The sequence below is a fragment of the Nocardia yamanashiensis genome, from assembly GCF_021183565.1.
Taxonomy (GTDB): domain Bacteria; phylum Actinomycetota; class Actinomycetes; order Mycobacteriales; family Mycobacteriaceae; genus Nocardia; species Nocardia yamanashiensis.
In genome coordinates, this window is the sequence record NZ_CP089226.1 from 5,786,209 (window position 1) to 5,812,529 (window position 26,321).

General features: G+C 68.2%; 13 protein-coding genes (1 of these 13 running past the window's edge). 2 read left to right on the forward strand and 11 right to left on the reverse strand.

Translation table 11 applies throughout. The features are described from left to right. The 5 genes from LTV02_RS27040 to LTV02_RS27060 form a co-directional block, all read right to left on the reverse strand. On the reverse strand, positions 1-16,266 hold the 5' end (the start) of the coding sequence (locus LTV02_RS27040; RefSeq protein WP_233041922.1) for a WXG100-like domain-containing protein. Its footprint begins 19,134 nt before the window's first position; the window shows 16,266 of its 35,400 coding nt (coding positions 1-16,266); its start codon is at positions 16,264-16,266; the stop codon falls past the left edge of the window. 29 nt (positions 16,267-16,295) lie between these two features. After that, positions 16,296-16,787 (reverse strand): YbaB/EbfC family nucleoid-associated protein, encoded by a 492-nt coding sequence (locus LTV02_RS27045; RefSeq protein WP_233034659.1) that lies wholly within the window; start codon positions 16,785-16,787, stop codon positions 16,296-16,298. Positions 16,788-16,797: 10 nt separating this feature from the next. Further along, entirely contained in the window at positions 16,798-17,121 is a 324-nt protein-coding gene (locus LTV02_RS27050) for a hypothetical protein (protein ID WP_233034660.1), read from the reverse strand. Between the two features lie 92 nt (positions 17,122-17,213). Next, complete coding sequence (locus LTV02_RS27055) at positions 17,214-17,999, reverse strand: ESX secretion-associated protein EspG (RefSeq protein WP_233034661.1); 786 nt, start codon at positions 17,997-17,999, stop codon at positions 17,214-17,216. Then, a complete protein-coding gene (locus LTV02_RS27060) occupies positions 17,996-19,945 on the reverse strand; it encodes a PPE domain-containing protein (RefSeq protein WP_233034662.1) in 1,950 nt (649 codons plus the stop codon). Before LTV02_RS27060 ends, LTV02_RS27055 begins: the two co-directional genes overlap by 4 nt. 177 nt (positions 19,946-20,122) lie before the next feature. Between LTV02_RS27060 and dtd the strand changes: the two genes are divergently transcribed. Then, the gene (gene dtd, locus LTV02_RS27065) at positions 20,123-20,566 is read left to right on the forward strand and encodes a D-aminoacyl-tRNA deacylase (protein ID WP_233034663.1); all 444 of its coding nucleotides are present in this window, start codon (positions 20,123-20,125) and stop codon (positions 20,564-20,566) included. Between the two features lie 15 nt (positions 20,567-20,581). Here dtd and LTV02_RS27070 read toward each other — a convergent pair whose 3' ends face one another. Beyond that, complete coding sequence (locus tag LTV02_RS27070; RefSeq protein WP_233034664.1) at positions 20,582-21,001, reverse strand: nuclear transport factor 2 family protein; 420 nt, start codon at positions 20,999-21,001, stop codon at positions 20,582-20,584. 71 nt (positions 21,002-21,072) lie between these two features. Between LTV02_RS27070 and LTV02_RS27075 the strand changes: the two genes are divergently transcribed. Continuing rightward, complete coding sequence (locus LTV02_RS27075; protein ID WP_233034665.1) at positions 21,073-21,987, forward strand: LysR family transcriptional regulator; 915 nt, start codon at positions 21,073-21,075, stop codon at positions 21,985-21,987. Positions 21,988-22,003: 16 nt separating this feature from the next. Here the strand turns inward: LTV02_RS27075 and LTV02_RS27080 are convergent, their stop codons facing one another. The 5 genes from LTV02_RS27080 to secY all read right to left on the reverse strand — a co-directional run bounded on the left by LTV02_RS27080 (position 22,004) and on the right by secY (position 26,182). Then, the gene (locus tag LTV02_RS27080) at positions 22,004-22,525 is read right to left on the reverse strand and encodes a hypothetical protein (protein ID WP_233034666.1); all 522 of its coding nucleotides are present in this window, start codon (positions 22,523-22,525) and stop codon (positions 22,004-22,006) included. Positions 22,526-22,622: 97 nt separating this feature from the next. Next, entirely contained in the window at positions 22,623-23,441 is an 819-nt protein-coding gene (locus LTV02_RS27085; RefSeq protein ID WP_233034667.1) for an SDR family oxidoreductase, read from the reverse strand. A gap of 78 nt (positions 23,442-23,519) precedes the next feature. Continuing rightward, complete coding sequence (map, locus tag LTV02_RS27090; protein ID WP_067712025.1) at positions 23,520-24,320, reverse strand: type I methionyl aminopeptidase; 801 nt, start codon at positions 24,318-24,320, stop codon at positions 23,520-23,522. After that, a complete protein-coding gene (locus LTV02_RS27095; protein ID WP_067712028.1) occupies positions 24,321-24,866 on the reverse strand; it encodes an adenylate kinase in 546 nt (181 codons plus the stop codon). It lies immediately after the preceding gene. Next, complete coding sequence (secY, locus tag LTV02_RS27100) at positions 24,863-26,182, reverse strand: preprotein translocase subunit SecY (RefSeq protein WP_067712030.1); 1,320 nt, start codon at positions 26,180-26,182, stop codon at positions 24,863-24,865. The genes LTV02_RS27095 and secY overlap by 4 nt, the downstream gene beginning before the upstream one ends. Positions 26,183-26,321: the final 139 nt, after the last annotated feature.

Sequence of the window (26,321 nt, forward strand, 5' to 3'; positions counted from 1 at the left end):
CGGGTTGAAATCGTCGCCGATATTCGCCAGCAGGTCGATGTGGGAGACATCGCCGAACAGGCGAGTGAGCTCGACCTGGCCTTCACGGTCCTTACCCGAACCCGAGGGGTACTTGGGGGTGAACGGGTGGAAGCCGGGCACCGCGTTCAGCATTCGGTTCAAGGCGCGTTTCAGCAGGCCGGGGCGGTTGGTGGATTCGGGGACCGCGGGCAAGGGCAGATCCGGGCGGGTTGCTATCTGCGCGCGCGGGCGGTCCTCGGGATCTGTGGAGACGAGGACGTGCACGCGGCGGCCGTCGCCTTCCAGCACCACTCGGTGCCCCTTGTCCGCAGCCGGATCGTGGAAGGTGGCGGCGACCAGATCCGCGATATCCGATGCGCGGCGGACGGTTTCGGCTCGCAGCTCGCGCAACAGCGATTCATGGTCGGCGCCGGGCCGCACCAGGTCCGGGTCGATGCCGAGCAGGCGGGCCCAGTCGTCGCGATCGCGGGCCGCGCGCTGCTGAGCTTCGGGATCGCGGGCCAGGCGAGCGGGATCACCGGCCTGTTCGTGCCGGGCAAGAGCATCAGCGAGCGCTTCGATCGCACCGGCACGCAACGTATTCCGATACTGCAGGTCACCCGCGATCTCCGGCAGCCGCTCCCGCGTGAGTTCCTCAGGACGCAACCCGAGCCGATCGGCGATCTCCTGCCGCAGCTCGTCCACACCGAGCACGCGCCGCTCCTGCCGCGCCGCCTGCGGATCCGGGTCCGACCAAGGTTCCATGCCGCGCCGGGGCTCGGACGCTCCGGGCTCGCGCCGGGGTTCAGAACCGTCCGACTCGCGCTGGGGTTCAAAACCGTCCGACTCGCGCCGAGTTCCAGAACCATCCAACTCGCGCCGAGTTCCAGAACCATCCAACTCGCGCCGGGGTCCGGAGCCGTCCAGCTCGTGGCGCTGTTCAGTCGGCGCCGAATCGGGTTCGTGCCGTTGGGTTGTGGAGCCGGGTTCTTGCGGCGGGGCGGGCAGCTCCCGGGTGGCTTCCTCGCTCCGTGCGCGCTGTTCCTCCAGCTCCGCCCGTGCCAGCCGCTCGTCGATACCGGAAGCGCGATGCTCGGCGTCGATCGCGCGCAACTGCTCCGGACCGACCTCGGTTCGCCAGAACTCCTCGTTGCCGTAGCGCTCCTCCGCGGTCAACGGGCGCATCTCGTCCGCGCTCATAGCGCGCGGCGGCCGGTTCTGCTCGGGATCACCGAAAGCGCTACGCGCACGCGCGATCTCGGCGACCTCGCGCAACGCGACCAGCGGGTCCTGCTTGCGGCCCAGCACCGGATCGAGTCCGAGCGCGTCCGTCAGCGCCCGCGCGTGAGCGCGCAGTTCGGGCGCCAGCGGAGCCGCACCCGAGAAGTCTTGCACCCGAAGGAAGTTGGCGACCGCGAACAGCGCATCCGACGCCAGTGCGGGCTGCGCCGGACCGGGCTCGGGCGTATCCGCCCCCTCCGCGGGCACAGGCAGCGCATCCCCGTCCCCCTGCACCGGCAACGTGTCCCAGTCCGGCTGCGCGGGCAACGGCTGAGTTTCCGCGTTCGGATCATGCACCGGCCCAGCGCCACCGGCATTCAGGTCAACATTCAGCGGGACCGTCGTCGCGTCCGGATCGTGCACCGGCCCGCTACCGCCGACGCTCGAATCGGTGCTCATCGGAATCGTGGTGGCATTCGGATCATGCACCGGCCCAGCGCCACCGGCATTCGGGTCGACATTCAGCGGGACCGTCGTCGCATTCGGATCGTGCACCGACCCGGCCGATTCCGGTTGCCCATCACGATTCAGCGAGACCGTCGTAGCGTCCGGATCGTGCACCGGTCCGCCACCGCCGGCGCCCGAATCGGTACTCATCGGAATCGTGGCGGAATTCGGATCATGCACCGGCCCAGCGCTACCGGCATTCGGGTCGACGTTCAGCGGGGCCGTCGTCGCATTCGGATCACCGGTTTCGGCGCCGGCGTCGCGGTTCAACGGCACGGTGGTGGCGTTCGGATCGTGCGTGGGACCGCTGCCGCCGGGTTGCGGGTTGTGGTTGACGGGGGGCGTGGTGGCGTTCGGGTCGTGGAGGGGTGTGGGTTCCTCGGGGCGGCCGCCGAGGCCTTCCCAGCGGAAGTCGGCGAGCATCCATTCCATGCGGGCGATGGATTCGGCGGTTTCGGCGTCGAGGTCGGCGAGGCGGCGTTCGAGGCTTCCTTCCGGCAGGCGTTCGGCTATCTCGCGCAGGAATTGGGCGTGGTCGTCGCGCATGCGGGCGTTCCAGTCGGCCTGGATGGCGCGCTGGCGGCGGTACCATTCGCTGCCGCCGTCGGCGGGCTCGGAGTCGCCGGGGGTGCGTGGGGGTTCGTGTGGGGGTTGGCCGTCGCCGCCGGAACCCGGGCGGGGAGTGTGATCGCCGGGTTGCTGGTCGTGCTGCTGGGTTTGGGTTTCCGGGGGCAGTCGGGGGTCGCGGGGGGCGGGGTGATCGGCGGTGGCCGAGGGTTCGGCGGCATTCGTGACCAGGCGCTCGTAGAGCAGTTTGGCGGGGGCGCTGGCATTGTCGCGATTGAGGATGACGTCGGTGAACGCTTCGGCGAGCGCCTCGGGCGGGACCAGGCGGCCGGTGTCCTGGTCGTAGCTGTAACCCGCCAGGTAGTCCATCCAGTCGATGAACTGGTTGACGTCGTGCGTGCCGGTGGTTTCGGTGAAGCGATCGGCGAGGGCATCGAGCAGTCCCTCTCGGGCCTGCAACTGCCCGAAGTTGTCGAGCGCGTGGCCGAGTTCGTGGACGATGATCGAGTACACGGGGCGTTCGTCGGCGCGCGGCACATGGAAACCGCTGGACACGTCGCTGTACATGATCTCGCCGAGGGCCAGGTCATCGATCAGGTGCAGCGAATTCAGCACGATCCGATCGGTTTTCCAGTCCTCGCCGACGTACCTCACGCCCTGGGTCCTGCCCATGGCGGACGCTGGATCGATGATCGGCGCGATCGCCACCGTGTCGATGCTCGCGGCGAGATGCGGGAACCGGGCGAAGACGTCCTGCAAGGCCCGGGCGTATTCGCGCATCACATCCGGATGCACGATGTTGTCGAAGCCCTCGACCTTGATTCCCCAACGCTCCGTGATGGTTTCGGCGATCTGCCGGGCGCCCATCGTCGACCACTCGTCCACCGGCAGGTTGTCACCGTACGGCGACGGCAGCGGCTCGTAGGGTTCGACCGGGTCGGGCGGAGTCAACTGCATCGCACGTTCGTCGGACTGCTCCACGGGACGCTCACGCGGCATCGAGTAGTGCTCGTTCTCGTCCGCGATCGGGCGGCGACCGGGTTCCTCCGCGGGCGGCGGCGGTGCGCCGGTGTCCGTCTCGCGGCCGCCGAAACGATCGAGCAGCCGCCGGAATCGGCCGCGCTGCTCCGGCTCCACGGCGATCGGCCGGGTCAGGTCGGTCAGGTTCTCCGCGATGCGGCGCAGCAGGCGCTGCGGATCGGTGTCGGTGAAACCCCGGTAGCGCGCGGCGATCACATCCGATGGGCCGCCCGCACCGTTCGGCGGCGGTATCCGCCAGCCGCCCTGACCGTCGCGCTCCAGCCAGACGTTCATCCGCATCGGGCCCGCTTCGAGGAGGTGGCGGGCGTAGCGGTCGGGGTTGCCGACGCGGTGGGCGTCCGGGTGTTCGCCCTCCCAGGTGGGCATGGGGATGCGGCGATGCACCAGGTCGTGGGCGACCGCGGCCGGATGCGGAATCGTGTAATCGCCGCGGACCGCCAGGCGATTGCCGGCCTCCATGAAACGGTTGGCCAGCTGGACCGGGACCTGTTCGTGCATACCGTCCCGGCGCAAGGACAGGCGCGGGCGGGTGGCGTTGTTGAACGCGTCGGGGCCGAGCTGGCCCATCCAGTCCGCGAAACCGGTGGTGATCCAGCCGTTTTCGCGGAAGCGGAGGTAGTGGTCGAGCATTTCGCCCAGACCCTCGGCGAAGGACGGGCGGCGCATGCTGCCCTCGGCCTCGTGGGCGTGCAGCGGTGTGACCCGCAGGTCGTCCCCGTCCGGCATGACCATGCGGTACTGCAGCCGGCTCGGGCCCTCCCAGAGGGAAGCGGCCATGCGGGGATGCTCGTTGATCAATTCCTGCAGGGCCGCTGTGTGCTGTCCCTCGGCGGCGAACACCAGCAGATGCGAACTGACGCTGGAAGAATGCGGCACCCGGATCACGTGATCGGTGAGGCGGGTCGCGACGCCCTCGCGGTAGCGGCGCAACTCCGTCTCGGAGGCCCGCCGGGCCAGCTCGCGATTCTCGGCTTCCGAAATACGCGGCGGGGCAGGCGGTTCGACGACGGCAGGCGAGTGATCACCGCTGGTGAGTTCCGGCGACGGCTGACCCAGGCGGGCGTGGTCGGCGTCGCCGAAGCTGCGCACCACATCGAAGGCGATCTCGGCGTCGCGGAGGCCGGTCCGTTTCAGGTAGCGCTCGAGACGTTCGAGACCGGCGCGGTGCGCGGCGGTTTCCGGGTCGCCGTAGCGGTCGGGACGGCGCGTGGCCTTCTCGTGGGCCTCGTTGTACGCCTCGGTGTAGGCACGTTCGGCTGGACCGACCGGGAACGGGTTGCCGACCTCGCGCAGGGTGCGCAGCTGGGCTATCTCCTCCGCGTAGGCGCGGGCTCGGCTCGCTCGGGCCTGGTCGGTGTCCCGCGGTGGCTGGATGCGTTGGGGGGCCTCGGGCTTGCCGCGTTTCGGCTGGGCGGCATCATCGGGGCGGCCACGGTCCGCGGATTCGGGACGAGCGCGACCCGGACCATCGCTGTCCATCGGCCGGATGCCGTGCGCGCGATCCCAATCCACGCCATGCACTCGCGCGAGATCCGCGCCGCTCACCAGCGGGCCGTTGGTGGCGAGATGTGCGGCGACGTCACGCACCGCCGCCCGGTAGGCGGCGGCTTCCAGCATGCGGCGGCTGACCGACCTGTCGCCCTTGTACGCGCGCTCTGCGGTGTTCAGCGCCCGCTCGTGCGCATCGCGATACACGCGCTCCAGTGGATCGGTGAGGGCGCGTGTTTCCACCTCGCCCATGCGGCGGCTCTCGAATCCGATTGCGAGGCTTTGCGCGTCGCGATCGGTCATGGCGTGCACGTACTCGTCGCGGGTCATCGCGAAGCGCTGCAGCGGGCCGTCCGGGAGAGCACGTGCGGCATCGATCATGGATGCGGCGCGGATCAATTCGGGCGTGTGGTCCGTGTTGCCGCTCGAACTCCACGGCAGGGTCAACGAATTCGTGGCCGGGTCGTAGCCGAGAGCGGGGCCGCGGACCACGCGGCCGTCCGGGGCCCGGGTGAGCTCGGCGGCCGGATCGGAGGTGAAGCGGATGTCCACGCCGTGGCGGTCGAGGGTGTTGACGGCCCACTCGCTGATGCTGGTGCGCGTCGGCCATTGCAGGGCGTGGTAGCGGACGAGGTCGCGAGCCCGGTCCTGGTCGTAGCGTACGGGGCCGGGGTCGTCGAAGTCGCCGATGCGTTGCGGGGCGGATGATTCCGTGTCCTCTGCGACCGGGAGCGCGTCGAGATCCTCCCGCAGGGGTGAGTCGTACAGCGGATCAACCGCTTCCTCAGGTGCTTCGGGCCGGGGCAGCTCAGCATGCCGCTCCGCCAACGGATTCGGACGATTGTGCTCAGCGTCTCCCCCGGCGAACCGTGGATCGGCAAGCAGGGCCTCGACACCGGCCCGGTGCGCGAGCGCGCGCAAATCAGGTTCGGACAGTTCGGGCGTGCGCGTGTGCGCCTCGTCGCGAGCCGCTTCAGCCGCACGCAGATAGGTCTCGCGAACCGCATCCTCGAACCTGGATTCCACCGGGTCACGCAGCGCACTACGGGTGTCGTCATACCCGGCGTCACGCAGCTCGCGCGTGAATTCCGCTTCGCGGCCGAAGGATTCGGCCGCACGGCGTAGACGGTCGGCAGACTCGGCCGGTTCGCGTTCCGAACGCGCACCCGATTCCTCGTGCGGACGCGCCCCCTCCTCCTGCGGACCTGGCGGCAGTTCGTCCTGCGGACGTGAGGCGGATTCCGATTCCGGTCGCTGCGTGGGGCTTTCGCCAGCGTGCTGTGTTGGTGCGGATTCCGGCGGAACGTCGATATGCGCGGTTGCGGCGACGATCGCGGCGGCTTGTTCGAGCTGGCCGCGCTCGTACATGTCGATGACCAGCTCGCGGGTGACCGGGTCGTAGGAATCGCGGATGGGGGTTTCGCCGCCGGAATCGACCAGGCGCAGGGCGATCCCCGCGTCACGCAGGGAAGTGAGAACATCGCGTCCGGATTCGGTCTGCGACAACACTTCCAGCACGCGAACGGTGTCCGGATCGGGGACGCGCGGCACCCAACCGTCTGCGGTTTCGGTTGGGCCGTATACGTGTTCGCGAACCGGTCGTTGTTCCGGCGTCAGGCGTTCGTCCGGCGACGACCACGGCCGCTGGTTCGGGTCGTGGCCGGAAGGGCCATCCGGGACCGACGGCGGGACCATCGGCATCGACGGCGATGGGCGGAGTTCAGCATCGGGTTCATGCGGTTGCGGGGTCGGCTCTTCCTTGGGCGCAGCCGGATCCGGTGCCGATTCCTCCTTGGAAGCGGTGGAATCAGCCGGATCATCCACTTCAGGCGTCGACACGTCCGGGGGTACAGAAGGATCGGCGACATCACGCCGTCCTGGCGTCGAATCTTGCGGGTGCGCGTCGGAATCAGCCTGTTCGCGCGACTCGTGAGCCGAATCGTTCGGGGGCGCAGTCGAATCATTTGAATCGTGCGGGGCGACCGGTTCCGCGTCGGCGGTGCGGGCGGCTTGTGCGCGTTCGGTCATCAGGTCGTAGAGGACGCGTGACGGTTCGCTGGCATTGTCGCGGTTCAGCAGGACGTCGGTGAAAGCCTCGGCCAGGGCTTCGATTCGGTTGATGCTGCCGTCGCTGCGGAAGCTGTAGTTCGACATGCCGTCCGACACCCACATGAGGTAGTCGAGCAGGGTCGTGTTCTCGGTTTGGTGGGTGTCCGCGAAGTACCTGCTCAGGGCGGACTCGATATCGCCGTGGGCGTGCAGCTGACCGGCGAAATCCACCGCGTGGCCGAGTTCGTGCACCATGGTCGCGTAGATCGGGCGCAGGCTCGAGTTCGGGACGTGGAAGTGCGCGTGCTGGTCATGCTGGGTGCTGGCGTGGAAGCCCTCGGGATTCGCGGCCCAGTTCGCGCTCAGCACTATCCGGTGCGCGGTCAGGTTGCCGTTCTCGTCCCGCGCCGGCACGGCCTCGGCGTACGCGCCGGGGTTGACGGTCTCGCCGATCTCGAGAATGCCGCGGTCGATGTGACCGCCGTGCTCGGCGAGCACATCCTCCACCGCGCGGGCGAATTCACGCATGACCTCGGGGTCGATACGGGCGGGATCGAAACCGATCACGTCCTGGAAACCGAACTCGGTCTTCAGCCGGTCGACGATGCCGTCCGCGTCCAGCCGCGACCAGGAGTCGTCGGGGCGTGGGGACCAATCTGGTTGCAAGGGCGGAGTTTCCGGCGTCTCGGAATGCCACTCGTCGCCGTCGAAGAACTCGGGGCCGTCGCCGGGCTCGGTTTTCCAGTCGCCGCCGTCGAAGAACTCCGGGCCCTCATCGGGCTCGGGGCGGGTCTCGTCCTCGGGCCGCCTACCCTCACCTTCGGAAAGCTCCGGGCTCTCACCGGGTTCCGGGCGCGTCTCGCCCTCGGGCCGCCTGCCCTCACCATCGGGAAGCTCCTGCCCCTCACCGGGTTCCGGACGGATGACATCGTCGGGCCGCCGGTCCTGACCGTCGAGGGGCTCGGGGCCTTCCGTTTCCGGCTCGGCGGGATCGCGGCGCGCGTGCGGGTCCGGTTCCTGGGCCGTGCGTTCCGGGTGCGGAGCCGGACCCGACGGCGATGGGGGTGGTATCTCGCGGGCGCGCTGTTGCGGTTTGCGGCGGGGGCGCTGCTCTTCCTGCTGGTTCGGTTCGGTGCGGGTCTCGTCGGCGCGGGTGCGCTCCTGCACGGGGATGTCCCGGCGGGTTTCGGCGGCCGGCGGGGTGGCCTCGGCGGCGGCTTCGTCACCACGCGGCTGATCGGGGCGCGGAAGGTCCACGCGGGTGGCGTTCGGGTCGGCGGTGTCGGGCAGCCGGAGGTCCCGGCGCGTCTCGGACAATGGTGGCTGGGCTTCCGCGCCCGACCGGTCGGGGTCGTCGGCATCGCGACGTATGGGCAGGGGATCCTCGCGGGTGACGTTCGGATCCGATTCGGTCAGCGCGTCACGACCAGCCCGGTCACGCGGGCGTTCGGTCGGCGCCTCGCGACCGGCCTGATCACGCGGGCGTTCGGCCGCGGTGCCGCGCTCGGGTGAGCCCGGCGGCGCGTTGCGCGCGGTCGCGTCCTGTGCCCGCTGTTCGCCTGCGAGCCGATTGTGCTGATGGGCAAGTTCCGAGAACGCGTCGGCGCGCAACTGCTGACGAGCCGCCTCGGTCGCGAGCTGCTCCAGCGTGCGCGGCAGATTGGCAGCGTCCAGTTGGTCGAGCGGGATGCCGAGCCGGTCCGCGAGTTCCACCCGCTCGGTGCGGAGTTCACGCCGCCGCTCGCCCTGCTCCTGGATCTCCCGGGGCAGGGGCTCGGCCGGCAACTCCGCGCCGTTGTTGACCGCCGGAAAGTTGTGCAGCGGCAGGTCGCCCGCCCCGAAGATGTCGGTCAGGAACTCGTGACCCGGGTCTTCGGCGAGTTCGCCCTTCAGGTCGAGCGGCAGTTGGTCGCGGAAGGGGACCCGCTGATGCTCCTCGTTGTATGCCTCGGCGACTTCCGCCAGCCGTTCCACCGCCGCCATCCGCTGCGCGGCGCGGTCGTGCAGTTCGGATTCGGCGATGCTTAGCGATAGTGGGCTGTGGTCGGGCAGCGCGACGTCGGCTGCGGCTGCCAGGCGCGACAGTTCCGCGGCGGCGGCCGTGCGATCGGCGTCGGCGTCGTTCGGGGGCACCGCGATATCGGGGCGGGTCGCGGAATCCGCTGCGCGTGTGGCCGGATCCGGTGCCGGGAGCCGCGCATCCAATTGCGCGAAGTGGTCACGCAAGCGCTCCGGAATATCGACTTGCGACAGCAGATCCGGATCGGCTTCGGTATCCCAATACCGGTCTTCCGAACCGTCTGGGTTACGCGGAATCACGAAATCGTCGGCTCGATCGGCGCGGATGCCGAGGAAGAACTCCTTGATCCGCCCGCGCTTGCGATACAGCTCGACGATCTCCTTGATCAGTCGAACCGCATTGGGAGCCTTGTCATGTGCGGCATGACCGGTCGCCAGCTCGATGGCCGCATCCGCCGCCACCGATTGCCCGTGACCATCCAGCCCCGAACCGGACGGATGCTTCGGAATCGGATCATGCCTGCCCAGCAGCTCGCGAACCTCACCGCCCAACTGCCGCAACCGCTCCGCCATCCGACCGGCGCGAGTGTTCTGCTGGACCGGGTTATCGGGGCGTGTGGTCGCAGCTTCGGATGCTTGATGTGGTTGCGCCGCAACGAGGTCGGTACGGGTGTCGTCAGTGCGAGTGCGCTCGGCCGCCGGCAGGTCCGTGCGAGTGTCATCCGCCCGAGTGCGCTCGGCCGCTGGCACGTCCGCGCGAGTGTCGTCGGTACGGGTCCGCTCCGCAGTCGGCAGGTCCGTGCGGGTGTCGTCAGTGCGGGTGCGGTCCGACGTTGACAGGTCGGTTCGGGTATCCTCTGTCCGGGTGCGCTCTGCGGTGGGGAGATCGGTACGGGTTTCGCCGGTACGGGTGCGCTCGGGCGCGGGCGTGTCGGTGCGAGTGCGCTCGGCGGTGGGCAGGTCGGGGCGGGTGTCGTTGTCGGCCCGAGTTCGGTTGGGGTCCAGTGCATTCGGGTCGATGCCGTCGGGGTGTGTTTCGGATCCCGGGCGCTCGGGGGTGCGGCCGGTGGGGTTGTCCGGCTCGTGGGGGGTGTGGGATTCGTCGGGGCGGGGGCCGGGTTCGATGGGGCGGTCCAGGCCGTCCTGGACCATTCGGTCGATCTGTTCCAGGCTTTCGGCAATGCGGCGGTCCAGCTCGCGGAGACGGGTCTGGGACTCCTCGAGCACGTCGTTGGCGCGGGCGACCGCTTCGGGGACAATGGGTTCGGTGCGGTCGGCGGCGCTGTCCAAGCCCTGTTCGACCATGCGGTCGAGGGCGTCGAAACCGGCGTCGATGCGGCGCTGCATCTCGTCCAGACGGGCATTGGATTCGCGCAGGAGATCGTCTGCGCGGGCGAGCATCTCGGTCAGCGAGGGCGGGGACTCCGCACCGGTGACGGGCAGGTGATCTTCCACGGTGGGCGACGGGCGTTCGGCGCCGGGCTCGGACGGTTGCGATGCACGTGGTCGCGCAGATTCCGTATCTGGTTGTGCACCCGTATCTTTCAGAGGCGCATGCGAGTCCGGAGCGGAGTGATCCGGTGTCGCACCCGGACTCTGCTCTTCCAAGGCTGTCGCCGTCAGCAGCTCGTACAGGGCGCGAGCCGGTTCGCTCGCGTTCTCGCCATTGAGAATCACATCGGCGAACGCCTCGGCCAGCGCCTCCGGGGCGTCGACCCACGGGGTGCCTTCTTCGAAGCTGTAGTCCGACATCCGCTGGAGCCAGGCGTCGTACTCCGAAAGCACGGGGTTCTCGCCGTACAGCTCCTTGTAGCGCTTCAGCAGCGCGTCGTCGAGGTCGTCCCGCGCGCGCAACTGCCCCTGGTAGTCCACCGCGTGCCCGAACTCGTGCACGATGATCGAATAGATCGGGCGGGCACCGGAATTCGGGACGTGGAAACCCTCGTCCTCGTCCCGCAGCGTGGACAGGCGGAAGGTTTCGGGATCATTGGCCCAGGCCTCGCTGAGCACGATCCGCTCGGTGAAGCGGCGGCCATTCGCATCGACGCCCGAGACCGCCTCGGCATAGGCGTTGGGATGGACGGTCGGACCGACCTCCAGCCGCCGCACATCGACGAGATCGCCGTGCCGGGTCATCATGTCGTCGATGGCACGCGCGAACTCGCGCAACACCTCTACATCGGCGACCCGGTCGAAACCGATGATCTCCTCGAAGTTCCAGTGCGCCCACAACCGTTCCTCGATGCCCTCGCGGTCCAGCTGCGACCATTCGTCGTCCGGGCGGGGTGAGAAGTCGGTGGAATCCGGTGCGGCGCCGTCCGGGGTGTCGGCGGGGTCCTTGGGCTGCGGGACTTCGTCGCCAGCCGGCTCGGCCGGGCGAGGCACAGCGCCCGACCCCGGTTCGGAAGCGGCGAGCCGCAGTTCGTCCTCCGGCCGCTGCTCCGGCCTGGTCCGGCGGAAGTCTTCATCCGTACGCGGCGGGGCATCATCCACTGCCGGAATACGCGGGGTCTCGCCCTCGTATTCCCGTCGGCCGCCCGGGGGTTCGGGTTCGTCCGGCCGGTGATCACCAGGGACAGGTACAGCGTCTTCGTCGCCGGGTCCGGGCGTGCGGGCATCGTCATCCGGACGCACCGAGATATCGGAGTCGTCCTCGTCGGCGGGCCTACGCCCCTCCTCGTCCTCATCGACGGGCTTGCGCGCCTCCCCGTCATCCCCGGCGATTGGTTTGCGCGTTTCCTGCTCGTCCTCTTCCGCAGGCTTGCGAGTTTCCTCATCGTCCGCGTCCGCAGGTGTACGGATCTCCTCATCGTCCGCGTCGGCAGGCGTGCGAGTCTCCTCGTCATCCGCGTCGGCAGGCGTGCGAGTCTCCTCATCGTCCGCGTCGGCAGGCGTGCGGGCTTCCTCTTCCTCCGAAGCGGAAGGACGGCGGGTCGACTCGTCGGTGCCAGGTGTGCGTTCATCCAACTCGTCGTCGGAATCCGCTCGGCGAGTGGTCGATTCGTCGTCGAGGTCTGGGGTCGGCTCGTTGTCGTCTTCGTCGTCGGTCTGGTTCGGGGTGCGGTCACGGGCGTCCTCGACGCCGGCCATGCGGAGGAGGGTGTGGCGGGTCTCGGCTTTCAGGGGGGTGAGGGGTTGGCCGTCCGGTTTGAAGAGGATGGCGCGGGTGCCCTGGGTTTCGCGGGGGACGACCGGTGGATAGCCGTGGTCGGGGCCCGCCGCCAGGTCTTTGACGACGATGGAGCCGCCCTCGTTGACCATGAGGTAGGCGTGCGCGCCGACTCCGTGCTCGTCGACGGCTCCCGCGTACCGATCCACCACCAGCGCCGCCGAGCCCGGGCCCAGCCGCTCCAGCCGGCGCGCGATGGCGTCATGGTCGGCGAACCGGCTCAACCGGCCGCCGGCACTGCCCACCAGTTCCTCGGCCGACATGCCTTCCGGCCCGACCGGACCTTCGGGGATACGAATCGATTCATTGCCGGTGATGGCGCGCAGCAACCGCAGGGACAGTTCGCCGCAGCGGCCGCGCAACGGATCACCGCCCGAATCCGGCCGACGTGGAGCAGATCCCGGCTCGTCCAGGCTGCCGGGATGGGGTGTCGCGCCATCGCCGGTATCGGCGAGATCTGGTCGCCGAGGGCTATTCGTGTCAGGAGGCGTGTCGTCGCCTGGTGTCGGACGGGTGTCGTCGCCAGGTGCGGAGCGGGTGTCGTCATCCGTTCGCGACTCATCGGACCGGCGTGAACCATCCGCGCGCCGCTCCCCGCCGTCACCATGCGGATGCGGCCCGTCGCCCGTGAGCGGCGGGCCGACGAGCAGGCCGGCATCGGGAGCAGGATCGGACGGATCCTCGCGGCGGCGACCGGCCGAGTCGTCGTCTGCTCGCGGCGGGGTCGAATCGTCGGGGTCACCGGCCGGCCGGGTGCGTGCACCGTCCTCGGAATCTCCTCGTGGCCGCGAATCACCCTCCGGCGCATCATGATCAGGCCGACCCGACACATCGTCGTCCGATTGCCTGCGTCCATCGGAATCAGGCGATTCATCCGGCCGCACCGCGCCATCGGCCCGCGTGTCCTCGTCACCTTCACGCCGCGTCGGCGCATCATCCCGCGATCCGGATTCATCCGGCCGCCGCCCAGCCGAATCGGCCCGATCGGGCTGTGCGTCGTCCCGCAGCCGAGCGCCCTCGTGATCCGCATTCCGGTCCGGTGATTCGCCATCCCGGTCGCGCGCCGGGGAACTCTCCGCGCGATCACCTTCCGGCCGTACACCGGACCCGGCCGTGGGCGATTCGTCCCTGGGCCCCGCACCATCAGGCTCGCGATGCGACATTCCCCCTGTATCCGAGGGGCTTTCGCCGACCCGGCGCGCAGCATCCTCCCGGCGCGAGGAGACATCGTCGTGCGCACGCGAATTGTCGGGGCGCGAATCAGCGCCCTCAGGTGTTTCGCGCTCGGTCCGCCGAGCGCTTTCCGGCTGGTCACCAGAACGATCGTCGGACCTGGAATCGGCATCACGACGTGGTGATTCGTCCGCGCCGGGGCTACCGTCCCTTCCGGTTTCCGAACGATCCCCCACCCCATCCGAGCCGGATTCGTCACCACGCGAGGAGATTTCGTCCGGGTGAGTCGATGCACTGTCCGGCTGCGACGGAGTCTCCCCGTCACGACTGGGCGGTGCATCGGTGCGCTGGGTGTTCCGGTCGCCCGACTCGTCGGGATGCTGGGCGGCTCCGTCGTCGGGACGGTCGGCGGAAGCATCAGCGTCGGGTCGGTTCGCGGGGGCGGCAGCGTCACTGGCGTCGGCGGGGGTGGAATCAGCAGCATTCGAACGGTTTTCGGATGCGTCGCCGCCATCCGGGGAGGCCGGTTCGTGGGGGGTTCCCGAGTCCTGGGTGCGCGGGGTGGACCCAGGAGCCGTTGTGTCCGGGTGGACCTCTTTGCCCGGTTGCGGGCGGGAGCCTTCGGCCGAGTTCGGCTGGGGGCGAGGAGTGTCCGTGCGGGGTGCTGTTCCCTCACCGGCGCGCGGTGCGCCGACCTCACCGGCACGGGGGGCGTTCGCGCGCGGATCGGCGTTGGAAGGTGCTGCCGTGGCGCGTGTTTCGGCGGTGCGGGCGTCGTGAGTGCTTCGGTCGGCTGCGACTGCCGCCGACTGGCCGGGGGCCGGGGCGGAGTTCGGGGCCGCGTTGACGCCGTGTTGGGGGGAACCCGTTGCGGTGGAGCTCATTCCGGCGGGACTCGCGGAGGAGGCGGCCGCACCGCTTGCGGCGGCAGAGCTGGGCGTTCCTGTCGCGGAGGCACCACTCGCCGCAGCGGAGGCGGGCGAGGTGGATGGACCGGACGAACCGGCGGCGGGACCCGCGCCGGTGGTGGGCGCGCTAGGTGATGCCGACGGGCCGGCGGCGGGGGCCGCGCTGGAGCCGGTTGCGGGGGTGGCGCTCGGCCCGCCGCTCGAACCGGCACCGGAGGCAGGCCCGGCACCGCCGCTCGAACCGGCACCGGAGGCAGGCCCGGCACCGCTGCTCGAACCGGCTGCGGAAGCCCCGCTGGAACCGGATGCGGACCCGCCACCGGATGCGGCCGGAGAACCGCTGTTCGATGCGGCCGCCGAACCCGCGCCACTGGAACTTCCGGCAGATCCGCTGCCCGAGCTGCCCGAGGAACCACCGCTCGATGCGGCCGAGGAACCACCGCTCGACGTGGTCGACGGACTGGCACCGGAGGAGCTGGGCGCTCCACTGCCTGTCGAAGCCGGGGACGAACCTCCAGTTGAGGCCGGGGACGAACCACCGGCGGCCAACGGGGAACTACCTGTCGAAGCCGACGAGGAACCACCAGTCGAAGCCGGGGACGAACCACCGCTGGAGGCGGGAACTCCGGTCGAACTCGCCGAGACGCCGCCGCCGGTGGCCGCTGGGCTTATCGACATGGGAGCCGCTGCGCCGGAGGGGCTTCCGTTCGATGTCATCGACGGTCCGGTTGCCGCCGCTGCGCTGCCATCGTGGGTTCCGGAGGAACCGGAGGTCGGTGCGGAGGGCGAGTGGCCGGAGCCGTTCATGCCGCTCGGGTCCTCGCCGCCGCGGGCTCCGGGGCGGTTGTCGCCGCCGGAATACGTTGCCGCACCGTTGGTTTGGCCGTTGGTTTCCGGGCGTGAGGTGCTGCCGTCGCCGATGGGGCGGGCGCCCGTGCCGGATTGATCGCCCGCACTGGTGGATCCCGCCGCGTTGGTGCGCGGGCTTTCGCCGGCGCCGTTGGTTCCGGTGGGGCTGCCTCCGGCGCCGTTGTTGCCGAGGCGGGTTCCGGGGTCGCCGATCATGCCGGGTGGGAGGGATCCGATATTCGGCATGGTCGGGATGCCTGCCCGCATCCGGGTTACGGTGGGTTCCCAGACCCGGTGTGCGGCATGGTGATTCAGTCCGGAACCGAGGCCGTTGAGTGCGCCCGCGGTGAACATGCGGTAGTCGAGGGGCGTGTTCTTCAGGTTCTCCCAGGCTTTGTCGAGCCCGTAGCGGTGGACGTCGAGGGCGAATTGTGCGCCCATGCTGCCGACGAGCCCCGCGCCCGCGCCGACGAGTCCGGCGCCGACGCTGGTGATGGCCGAATTCAGCGCGCCGTCTATGCCGCGATTGGCGAGGCCCTTGCTGATCTTGCCGCCCAGCGGGCCCGCGACCGCGCCGCCGATGGCGGAGCTGACGGCCGTGACCCCGACCTGACCCCAGTCGACAGCCTTACGGTGGCCCTTGTCGACCTGGTATTGCTGAATCCCGTAGTCCTGCAGGGTGCCCAGCGCCGTGTCCATGACGAAGTGCCGCAGTGCGAACTTGACGAACGCGGTCAGACCGGCCTTCGCCGCCGCACGCAGAATCGCCGCCAGCGCGCGCTCGCCGATGATCCGCACCGCGATGCGGGTGACCGCGATCGCCGCCGCCTCCAGCGCCGGACCTGCGGGCGGAAAGATCCACGCCGCAATCATTTCCGCCGCGAACAGCACCAGCGACGAGATGAACATGAGCTTCGAGTACTCGATCTCGGTGCCGGTCGAATACGCCGATTCCCCGAGCTGATCGAAGTATTTGGCCAGATCCAGGATCGAGGTGCTCTTCTGCTCCTTGCCGTCCGGCCCGACCACCGTCCCGCTGCCGCGCCCGGCCAGCGAATCGAAGATCGCCAGCATCGGGTCGCGGCCCTCGCCGTCCACATAGGCGGCGAGGGTCGCGTACTTGGCGTCGTCGATGGCCGAGATCTGCCCCCGCAGTCCTTCGGCAGCGGTCCGCCAGTCCTGGGCGAGATTCCACATCTCGTCCTCGTTGCCGTGGGGCCATTCCATGCCCGCGAGGATGCCCAGCCATTCGAGTTCGGAGGGGAATTCGATCATGCGCGGTTACCCCACCCGGAAGTGGCGTCTCACCATCCGGAATCGGTGGCCGTTCCTCGCGGCTTGGGGGCCTGCTCGTCCGGCTTGGGGTGCGCCGCAGCGCGTTCCAGCGATCCCGGCGGGGCGGTGGAGACCACCGGCAGGTCGGGAACGGCCAGTTCACGGCTCAGATCCGGCATGCCGGGGATCAGGTCCGTCAGCTTCGGCATGCGATTGCGGTTCTGCGAGACCGGGGCCATCAGCTCCTGGCTGCGCCGCGCCACCTCCGCCGACGCCTGCTGCGCGGCCTCGGTGACCGCCCGAGCGATCTCGTGATAGTCGAGATCCTCGATGCCCGAACCGAATCGGGTCTCGATGACGGTGCCGTCGGCGTTCACGGTCACCGTGACCCGTTTGCCGCGCACGGTCGCGGACGCGGTCAGCGCGGCGCGTTCCCGCTGCAATTCGGTAATGGTGGTCATCTGATTCCGGAAGTCGTCCAGAATCGCGGCCAGGTCGGATTTCGCGCGTTCGTTGGTCATAGCAGCCGCATCACTTGAAGCTGTCGCGGTTGCCGTCTTCCATCCGCTGCAGCTTCGCGGCGGAATCGGCCTGGCCCTTGGAGAAATTCCCGAAGGTGCCGGCCATATTGCCGCCGCCTTCGATCATGTTCGTCCGGCTGGCGATATAGCCCTGCGGGCCGTCGGCGAAACCCTTGCCGAGAGTGTCGTTGCCCCACGGCTCACCTCGGCCGCTGGTGCTGGCCTCGAGCGTGTCCATGATCTTCTCGATATTGTCCCGGACCTTCCCGGTCTTATGGGAAGCCGTGGTCAGCAGATCAATATAGGACTCGAGTCGACCGTCACCACCACTCATGTCGATGACCTTGGCAGGCTCCGGCAACCGCTTAGTTGCCGGAACCTTAACGGCTAGTGCCGATTCGCGCGGGCAACCACCCGCGCGACGACTCAGTACTCGTCCTCGCCCCGGGCTTCCATGTGCCTGCGCACCTTCTCGACCCGCGCCTCGATCCGGCGGACGAGCTGGTCGGAACCGATACCGACGGCACGCAACTCCGGCTCGCCCAGTTCGATGAGATAGCGTCCGTCATCGGCGACGTCGCGCCACAGCATGGTCGTTTCCATCACTCCACTGGGGCCGTACTTGGAACGGCTCTGCAGCACCCGGATGGTGCCGGTCCAGTCGGCGCGGCGACTCAGGAAGGCCAGGCCTCGCATCTCCATCGAATCGTCGAAGGAGTCGAAAGCCAAGGAACGCGAACCATATTGGGCTTCCCGCTGCGGTTCGAGCACGATCGGCACCACCGCTTCCCGGCCGGTGCCGGCCTCGGGCAATTGCGCCAGCATCAGACGCGGAAGCTCGGCGGGATCGCATTCGGTGATGGTGAAACCGCCACTGTGATAGATGGTTTCGGCCGGTTTCTGGGTGATCATGCAGGCTCGACGGTCCCGCAGCGCGCCGTGCACGCGAATCCGCTTCTCCGGGTTGGTCATATCGTCGTCGCACCAGGTGTGCGAGACGATGATCACCTCCGGGCGGTGGATGGTGTCGAAGAGCGCGCCGACGCTCGGACCGAGCCGATCCCGCAGCAGCTCATCGGTTTCGAACAGCTGACGGTCGTATTCGTCGCTGTCGTCGGTGCGGCAGGTGTACGTGAGCGGGGTGGGTATCCACCCCTCCAGGTAGCGGTTGGTCAGCGCCCGGAACTCGAGATCGGTGAACTCCCATTTCACGCCTCGATCACCGACTTCGAGTCACCGGTGTCGAATCCCATGCCGCGGAAGAAGTCCACGTCGAGGATGACCGAACCCGGGTCGGTGGCGGGCACGGGCGCGGCCTCCTGGGGAGCGGGCGCCGCCGGAGCGGGCGCTTCGCCACCGCCGGGACCGGCCGCCACGCCGGGGCCTTGGCCTTGCGACGGCTCCTCCGAGACACCCGCGCGCGGAACCAGATTGGTGTGGCCCTCACCGCCGCCGCCTGCTGCACCTGCGGCCGAGGCTCCGGCCGCGGTGCCCGCGCTCTCCACGGGCACGACGGTCGCACCCGTGGTGCCGGTGGTGCCGAGGCCCAGCACCTCGGCCAGGGCCGCGACCTTGTCCGGAGAGGACTGGATGGTCGCGATGGCCTTGGTGACCTGGTCCTCGGAGATACCGAGCAGAGACGCGATGCTGCCGGTGTCGTTGGTCTGGAAGAGCTTCTGGAACTCTTCGAGGATGGTCGGCAGCTGTTGCAGCGCGGTCGTACCGGCGGTGGTCAGGGTGCTCAGCACCGAGGCGAACTGGGATAGGTCGCTCGAACCCGTCGATCCGGTGGACCTGGTGCCGCTCGCGGACGGGGAGGTCGGCGTGGTCGGGGTCGGGGTGGTGGGGGTCGGCGTCGTGGGGGTGGTGGGCTTGGTGGGAGTGGGGGTCGTCGGAGTTGTCGGCGTGGTCGGGGTCGGAGTTGTCGGCGCCGTCGGAGTTGTCGGCGTCGGCGTGGTCGGGGTCGTCGGGGAGGTAGGGGACGTCGGGGACGTGGGCGAAGTCGGTGACGTCGGGGACGTAGGCGAAGTCGGGGACGTCGGTGACGTAGGCGAAGTCGGGGACGTGGGCGAAGTGGGCGACGTAGGTGACGTAGGCGAAGTCGGGGAGGTAGGCGAAGTGGGCGACGTAGGAGACGTAGGCGAAGTCGGAGACGTGGGCGAAGTCGGCGAGGTCGGAGACGTGGGCGAGGTCGGAGACGTAGGCGTCGCGCCCTTGACGGTCGTCGGGCACGGCACGATCGGCATCGCCGCTTCCGTGTCCTTCGCCGGCTTCAGGTACTTGGATTCGTAGAGATCGCGGTAGTGGCCGACTCCGTTTTCCATGCAACCCGGTTCACCCGGACTGTCCGGCATGAAGTCCTTGGTGACCTTCATCCAATGCGCGGTGTAATCGAGTAGTTCGCCCATCTCGTTCATGGTGTCGATCAGCGGCTTCAGATCATTGGCATAGGTGATGACGGCCTGCTGCGCCGCCGACGCTCCCGCGCCCCGCCAGGCATTGCTGAGGCCCTGAATCGTATTGGTGAAGTCGGTGACCTTGCCGTTCACTTTGCCGGACAGATCCGTCCACAGATCCGACGCGGCGACGAACGGGCCGGGATTGAGCGCCTGCCCGAGCTGGTACAGGTCGGGCATGTTCATCTGATCCTTGGGCCGGAAGATGATGCTGGTCGGCTCCTTGGACTTACCCTTGTCGTCCTTCCACTTCTTCAATGTGCCCGGCAAGGACACCCCCACGGCGGCTTTCGCATCTCGATGCTTCGGACCGGCCCCGATATCGGCTGCCCCGTCGGGGATCTTGTAGGTCCCCAGCCCTTCCTTGATCTTGTTCAGCGGCACGAACTCGTCCCGCGACAATTCCTCGCTGTGCTTGTACGCCTGACCCGCCGCCCGGAAGGTTTCGAGCATGTCGGTGACGATGTCGATGTGGGTGTCGAACGCGTTCACCAGTTCGAGCCCACGGCGATTCAGTTTGGCCGCCATCGCTTCGCCATCCGACAAACTGCCGATCTTGGGCAGATTGGTGAGCTCGGGGTCCGCAGCGTTCTTGTACCCGCGCATCAGCCTGATCAGGTCGGCACACGCCGACATCGCCTTCTGCGCCGTACTCGGGTCGAACTCCAGCGTCTGCGCTTCAGCCTGCTGCCTGAGTCCCACCCAAGCCGTTTGGTCTTTGTTCTGAGGTGCCATCGGTAACTACGTCGCTCCGCGTCGGGTTCAGTTGTGCATGCCAGCACAGCGTACTTTCATGAACTCCCGATGGCGCGCAGAGAAATTGGGGGTTGCGCCGACCCCCGGACAGTGCTTCGATCGGCCCGCTGCCAAGATCGATGGGTGCGAGTACTGGTCCAGCGTGTGAGTTCCGCCCAGGTCACCGTCGACGACGAAGTGGTCGGCCGCATCGATCCGGCCGCTCACGACGCGCCCCACGGCCTGGTCGCCCTCGTCGGCGTCACCCACACCGATACCGAGGCGACCGCTAAAGCCCTGGCCGACAAACTCTTCCGGCTGCGCATCCTGGACGGTGAACGCTCCGCCGCCGATCTCGGCGCGCCGATTCTGGTGATCAGTCAGTTCACCCTCTACGCCGATACCGCGAAGGGGCGGCGGCCGTCCTGGAACAATGCCGCACCGGGGGCTGTCGCCGAACCGCTGGTCGATGCGTTCGCCGCCGCGTTGCGCGAGCTGGGCGCGACGGTGGCCATCGGGCGGTTCGGGGCGCATATGCAGGTGGAGTTGATCAATGATGGGCCGGTGACCATCCTGCTGGAGGGCTGAGGATACCAATCGCTTTCAGGGATTCACCGGGGTCAGCGGGCGCAGGACTCGCTCGACCAGGGCCGTGTCGCAGTGCTCGATGACCTCGGTGATGCGGCCGTCGGCGAGGGTGAAGATGAAGCAGTAGGTCTGGTTGTAGGGGTCGCCTTCCACGGTGGTGCCGTTGCCTTGGGCCTGTACGACCACGCGGTCGTCCTCGGCGATGATCAGGTCGGCGTGGATGCGGTAGCCGCCGTCGAATTGGGCCATGAGCGGGCCCAGGAGTTGGTGCAGGACCGTGGGTTTCAGGGACCAGGTGCCCGACCAGGACCAGTTGCCGGCGAAGGTCCAGCGGACATCGTCGGACATGGCTTCGGGGAGGGCGGCGGTGCGGCCCGCGGAGAGGTCGTCGAAGACGGCGCGGATGAGGGCTTTGTTCTGTTGCGCGGTGGTCATGCTTCGAAAGCTACGGGGGTGCGAGGCATGCGACCAGCGAGAGTCTCGCATGGGTGGTATTACGTATTCGCATGGGAGAGTTCACCGTCGCCGGGCTGCGGGTGGTGCGGGAAGCGGCGCGAACCGGGTCGTTCTCGCGGGCGGCGGAGCGGTTGGATTACACGCAGTCGGCGGTGTCGCGGCAGATCACATTGATGGAGCAGGCGGCGGGGCGGGCGCTGTTCGAGCGGTTACCGCGTGGGGTGCGGCCCACCGAGGCCGGGTTGATCGTGCTGCGGCACGCGGATTCGGTACTCGACGCGCTCGACAATGCGCGAGATGAATTGCGGGACCTGAAGCGGGCGCCGGTGCGGTTGCGGGTCGGGGCGTTCTCCACCGCCACCGCCGCGCTGGTTCCGCGCGCCATCGCCACTGCGGCACAACACCATCCGGAGATCAGGGTGCGGCTGCGGGAAGGAACGAGCCAGGTACTGCTGAACGGGCTGGTACGCCGCCGGGTCGATCTCGCCGTGCTGTCACAACCCGAAGCGCTGCCGGAAGGCGTGGAAACCACTCCCCTACTGGATGATTCGCTGTACGTCGCCGTCGCCGCCACCCACCCGCTGGCCGGTCGCGGTAGCGTGCCCGTCGGGCTCCTGCGCAAGGAACGCTGGATCACCGGCAGCGAGGAAGACGGATCGGGCCTGCTCGGCGTATGGAGCGAAGTCGCCTGGCGACCGGCCATCGGTCACGTCGCGCGCGACTGGGTCGCCAAACTGGGTCTGGTCGCGGCCGGACTGGGCATCACGGTGGTGCCGGGACTGGCCGTAACCGCGCTTCCCGCAACGGTTTCCATCCTCAAGGTGCAGGGCTCCACCGCCTTCCGCCCCATCGTCCTCGCCTACCGCGCCGACAGCGATATCGACAGCCATCACCCGTTCGCGATGGCCCTGTGCGACACCGCCGCAGCGCTATCCACCGAAGTGCGGCTCCGCCTGCGGGATTGAGGGAACAGTCCCGCTGTCAGCGGGGGCTGAGTTCTCGCCCCATTGCGGCGAGCGCATCGGATGAGAAGAGTTCGCGCGGCAGGGCGATTCCCTTGAGCGTTCCGTAGCGGACGTACACCACGTCGCCGAGGTCGATCAGTTCGTCGATCTCGGTATAGGACAGGTGGGTGGTGCCGGTGGCGAGGACGAAATCCACCGAATCCTGTTGGTAGCGTGCCGATATGGTGCGCCCGGCTCCGGCGTAGGCGGTGATCTGCTTGGGCGGGCGCACCACGCGCAGCGCGGTGACCAACGCGAACATCACGACCGTCACCAGCAACAGGCCGAAGTAGATGCCGATGATCCCGGCCAGGCCGGAACCGTTCTTGCTGGTATTGCTGAAGACGTCGATGATGTGCTGGAACATCAGGATCAAAGGCACGATCAGTATGAATCCCCAGGTCAGCGGGGAGCGCAGCGTCATGGGTATGGTCGCGCGGGTCAGCCGCCGGCCCAGGTCGGGCGTGGCGACGACAGACTTCTCGATCGGCAAGGACAACAACGGATTCCCCCCCCAGAAGACAACTACCGTTCCGCCGGAACCCTAACCGATGCCGCCCCTCACGGCGACTCGAAAACCAGCCGGCCGTGGGCGATCAGAGCACCCAGCCGGAGGTCATCGACAGCACTGCCGAACCGTTCAGGTCCGTGAGGGACGACGCCACGAAATCTCTTGCGGCGGCGGAGGTTTGCCAGCGGAAGACGGGCGGGTCGGCGGCCAGCGCTTGCAGTATGACGTCGGCGACCTCGTCGGCGCTCTGGCTGCTGGAGTAGGCGCCGAGCGTACGATCGATGTAGTTGCGTAGCGCGGGTGCGTAAGGTCCGGCCGCACCGACCGCCGCACCTGGATCGATGCCCGCGTTCGCTACGAATTCCGTTGCCACCGCGCCGGGTTCGACGACGCTGACTCCCACGCCTACTGTCGCTGCCACCGGCGCCAGGCTCTGCATGAAGCCCTCCACCGCGAACTTCGCCGCGCAATAGGCCTCGTTGAACGGCTGGCCGATCGCACCGCCGACGCTGGTCACCGTCACCACGCGCCCCTGGCTCGCGCGCAGGTGCGGCATCGCGGCCTTGGTCACCTCGACCACGCCGAAGAAGTTCACCTCCAGCGCGCGGCGGAAGTCGTCCATCGACAGGTTCTCGACGGTGCCCAGGACCGACGCGCCCGCGTTGTTGACCACCGCGTCCAGCCGTCCGTAGTCGGCGATCACACCGGCCACGCACTCGCGGATCGACTCCCCGTCGGTGACATCCAGTCGCCGCACGTCCGCACCGGTCTCCCGCACCGGATCGGCGCGATCGAGATTCCGCAGCGTCGCCACCGTCCGGTAGTCGGCTTCCATCGCCGCCCAGGTTGCGGCCAGTCCGATGCCCGTCGACGTCCCGGTGATGAGAACAACCTTGTCGCCCATGCGGTTCATCAAACCAGGCCGGAAACGCCGAACACCGCACCCGCCGAAAAGGCGGGCGCGGCGTCGGAAGGAAAGCGGCTACTCCGGGCGGAGGGTCAGGATGCGGGGGCCGTCCTCGGTGACGGCGACCGTGTGCTCCCAGTGGGCGGCGCGGGAACCGTCGATGGTGACGACGGTCCAATCGTCTTCCAGGGTTTCGGTTTCCGTGGTGCCGAGGGTCAGCATCGGCTCGATGGCCAGCACCGAACCGACCACGAGCTGCGGGCCCTTGCCGGGCTTGCCCTCGTTGGGGAGGAACGGATCCATGTGCATCTCACGGCCGATGGCGTGCCCGCCGTAGCCGTCGACGATGCCGTAGGCGCGGCCGTGCTCGGCCTCGGCGGCGCGGGTGCCCAGCTCGATGGCGTGCGAGACGTCGGTGAGGCGATTGCCGGGGAGCATGGCGGCGATGCCGGCCTCCATCGACAAACGGGTGGCCTCCGACAGCAGGCGATCGGCTTCGATGATGGTGCCGACGCCGAAGGTCCAGGCGGAATCACCGTGCCAGCCTTCGAGAATCGCACCGCAGTCGATCGACACCAGGTCGCCCTCGGCGAGGATGTCGTCCTTGGACGGGATGCCGTGGACGACACGATCGTTCACCGACGAGCAGATGGAGCCGGGGAAACCGTGGTAGCCCAGGAAGGACGGGATGGCCCCGGCCTCGCGGATGACCGATTCGGCGACCTCGTCCAGCTCCAGGGTGGAAACGCCGGGCTTGGCGGCGGCACGAACCGCCACCAGCGCACGCCCGACCACGGCACCGGCCGCCGCCATGGCGTCCAGTTCACCGGAGGTGCGGAAAGGCACCACCTTTTTCTGCTTGCGGCCGAAGACCATTCAGCGACCCAGCGCCTTCAGCGCACGCGCGTTCACGTCGTCGATCTCGCCGACGCCCTCGACCGTGACGACCAGGCCGTCATAGTGCTCGAGCAGCGGTTCGGTCTCCTCGCGGTAGACGCGCATCCGGTTGCGGATGGTCTCCTCGGTGTCGTCGGCGCGACCGCGCGCCAGCATGCGGCCCACCACCACGTCCTCGTCCACCACGAAGCAGAGCACGGCGTCGAGATCGTGACCCGACTCCTTGAGCATCTTCTCCAGAGCCTCGGCCTGGTCGACGGTGCGCGGGTAACCGTCGAGCACGAAGCCGTTGGTGGCGTCGGGCTCGGCGATGCGGGACTCGACCATCCGGTTGGTCACATCGCTGGGGACCAGGTCACCGGCGTCGATGTACTTCTGGGCCTCGCGGCCGAGCGGAGTCTGCTGGCCGATGTTCGCCCGAAACAGGTCACCCGTCGAGATGTGCGGAACACCAAGCTTTTCCGACAGCAGCACGGCCTGCGTGCCCTTGCCGGCACCGGGCGGTCCGAGCAGAACAACTCTCACTTCAGGAACCCTTCGTAGTTTCGGTTCATCAACTGGCTCTCGATCTGCTTCACCGTATCGAGGCCGACGCTCACCATGATCAGCACCGCGGTACCGCCGAACGGCAGGTTCTGCACGCCACCCGCATTGCCCATATTGAGGAACAGGTTCGGGAGCACGGCCACCGCGCCGAGGTAGAGCGAACCCGGCAGGGTGATGCGGCTGAGCACGTAGTTCAGGTAGTCGGCGGTCGGCTTACCGGGGCGATAGCCCGGGATGAAGCCACCGAACTTCTTCATCTCGTCCGCGCGCTCTTCGGGATTGAAGGTGATCGCGACATAGAAGTAGGTGAAGAAGACGATCAAAGCGAAGTAGACCGAGACATAAACCCAGTTGGTCGGATTGACCAGGTACTTCGAGATGAACTCCTGCCACGCGGCGGGATCGCCGGTGCTCTTCTGGGTCAACTGCGCCAGCAGGTTCGGCAGATACAGCAGCGAGGACGCGAAGATCACCGGGATGACGCCGGCCTGGTTCACCTTCAGCGGCAGGTAGGTCGAGGAACCGCCGTACATCTTGCGGCCGACCACGCGCTTGGCGTACTGCACCGGGATCCGGCGCTGGCCCTGCTCGACGAAGATGACCGCCACGATCACCGCGAGCGCCGCGACCAGCACCAGGCTGAAGGTCAGGTGGCTCTTGGTATCCCAGATCATCTTGCCTTCGGACGGGATGCGCGCCGCGATGCCGGCGAAGATCAGCAGCGACATGCCGTTGCCGATGCCGCGCTCGGTGATCTGCTCACCGAACCACATGACCAGGGCCGCACCGGCCGTCATGACCAGCACGATGATGATCATTCCGAAAACCGAATTGTCGGACAGGATGTCCTTCTGGCACCCGCGCAGCAGCTGACCGCGCGCAGCGAGCGCCACCAGGCCCGTCGCCTGCAGGATCGCCAGCGCGACCGACAGATAACGGGTGTACTGGGTCATTTTGGCCTGACCCGCCTGGCCTTCCTTGCGCAGTTCCTCGAACCGCGGAATCACGACGGTCAGCAGCTGGATGATGATGCTCGCGGTGATGTACGGCATGATGCCGATCGCGAACACCGAAAGCTGCAGCAGCGCACCGCCGGAGAAAAGATTGATGAGCTGGTAGATACCGGCGGAATCACCGCCGTTGACCAGCTTGACGCAGTCCTGGACAGCCTTGTAATCCACGCCCGGGGACGGCAGGGAGGCACCGAGCCGGTACAGCGCGATGAGCCCCAGCGTGAAGAGAATCTTCCGCCGTAAGTCCGGGGTCCGGAAAGCCGACACGAAGGCGGAAAGCACAGATCCTCCTGGCGAACGACATGGGTCAGGCCATGGATTAAGCGGGGGAAAGCCCGATAACCATGACGGTGTTGGCAGACAACACTTGAACTTTAACAGCGACACCGGGCGAGCTCTCGACTCGCCCGGTGTCTCCGTG

Excerpts from the sequence above, each read along its gene's own strand:
- LTV02_RS27045 (WP_233034659.1), bottom strand. The coding sequence starts at position 16,787 with ATGACCAACGAACGCGCGAAATCCGACCTGGCCGCGATTCTGGACGAC.
- LTV02_RS27050 (WP_233034660.1), bottom strand. The coding sequence starts at position 17,121 with ATGAGTGGTGGTGACGGTCGACTCGAGTCCTATATTGATCTGCTGACC.
- LTV02_RS27070 (WP_233034664.1), bottom strand. The coding sequence starts at position 21,001 with ATGACCACCGCGCAACAGAACAAAGCCCTCATCCGCGCCGTCTTCGAC.
- LTV02_RS27075 (WP_233034665.1), top strand. The coding sequence starts at position 21,073 with ATGGGAGAGTTCACCGTCGCCGGGCTGCGGGTGGTGCGGGAAGCGGCG.
- LTV02_RS27085 (WP_233034667.1), bottom strand. The coding sequence starts at position 23,441 with ATGGGCGACAAGGTTGTTCTCATCACCGGGACGTCGACGGGCATCGGA.
- map (WP_067712025.1), bottom strand. The coding sequence starts at position 24,320 with ATGGTCTTCGGCCGCAAGCAGAAAAAGGTGGTGCCTTTCCGCACCTCC.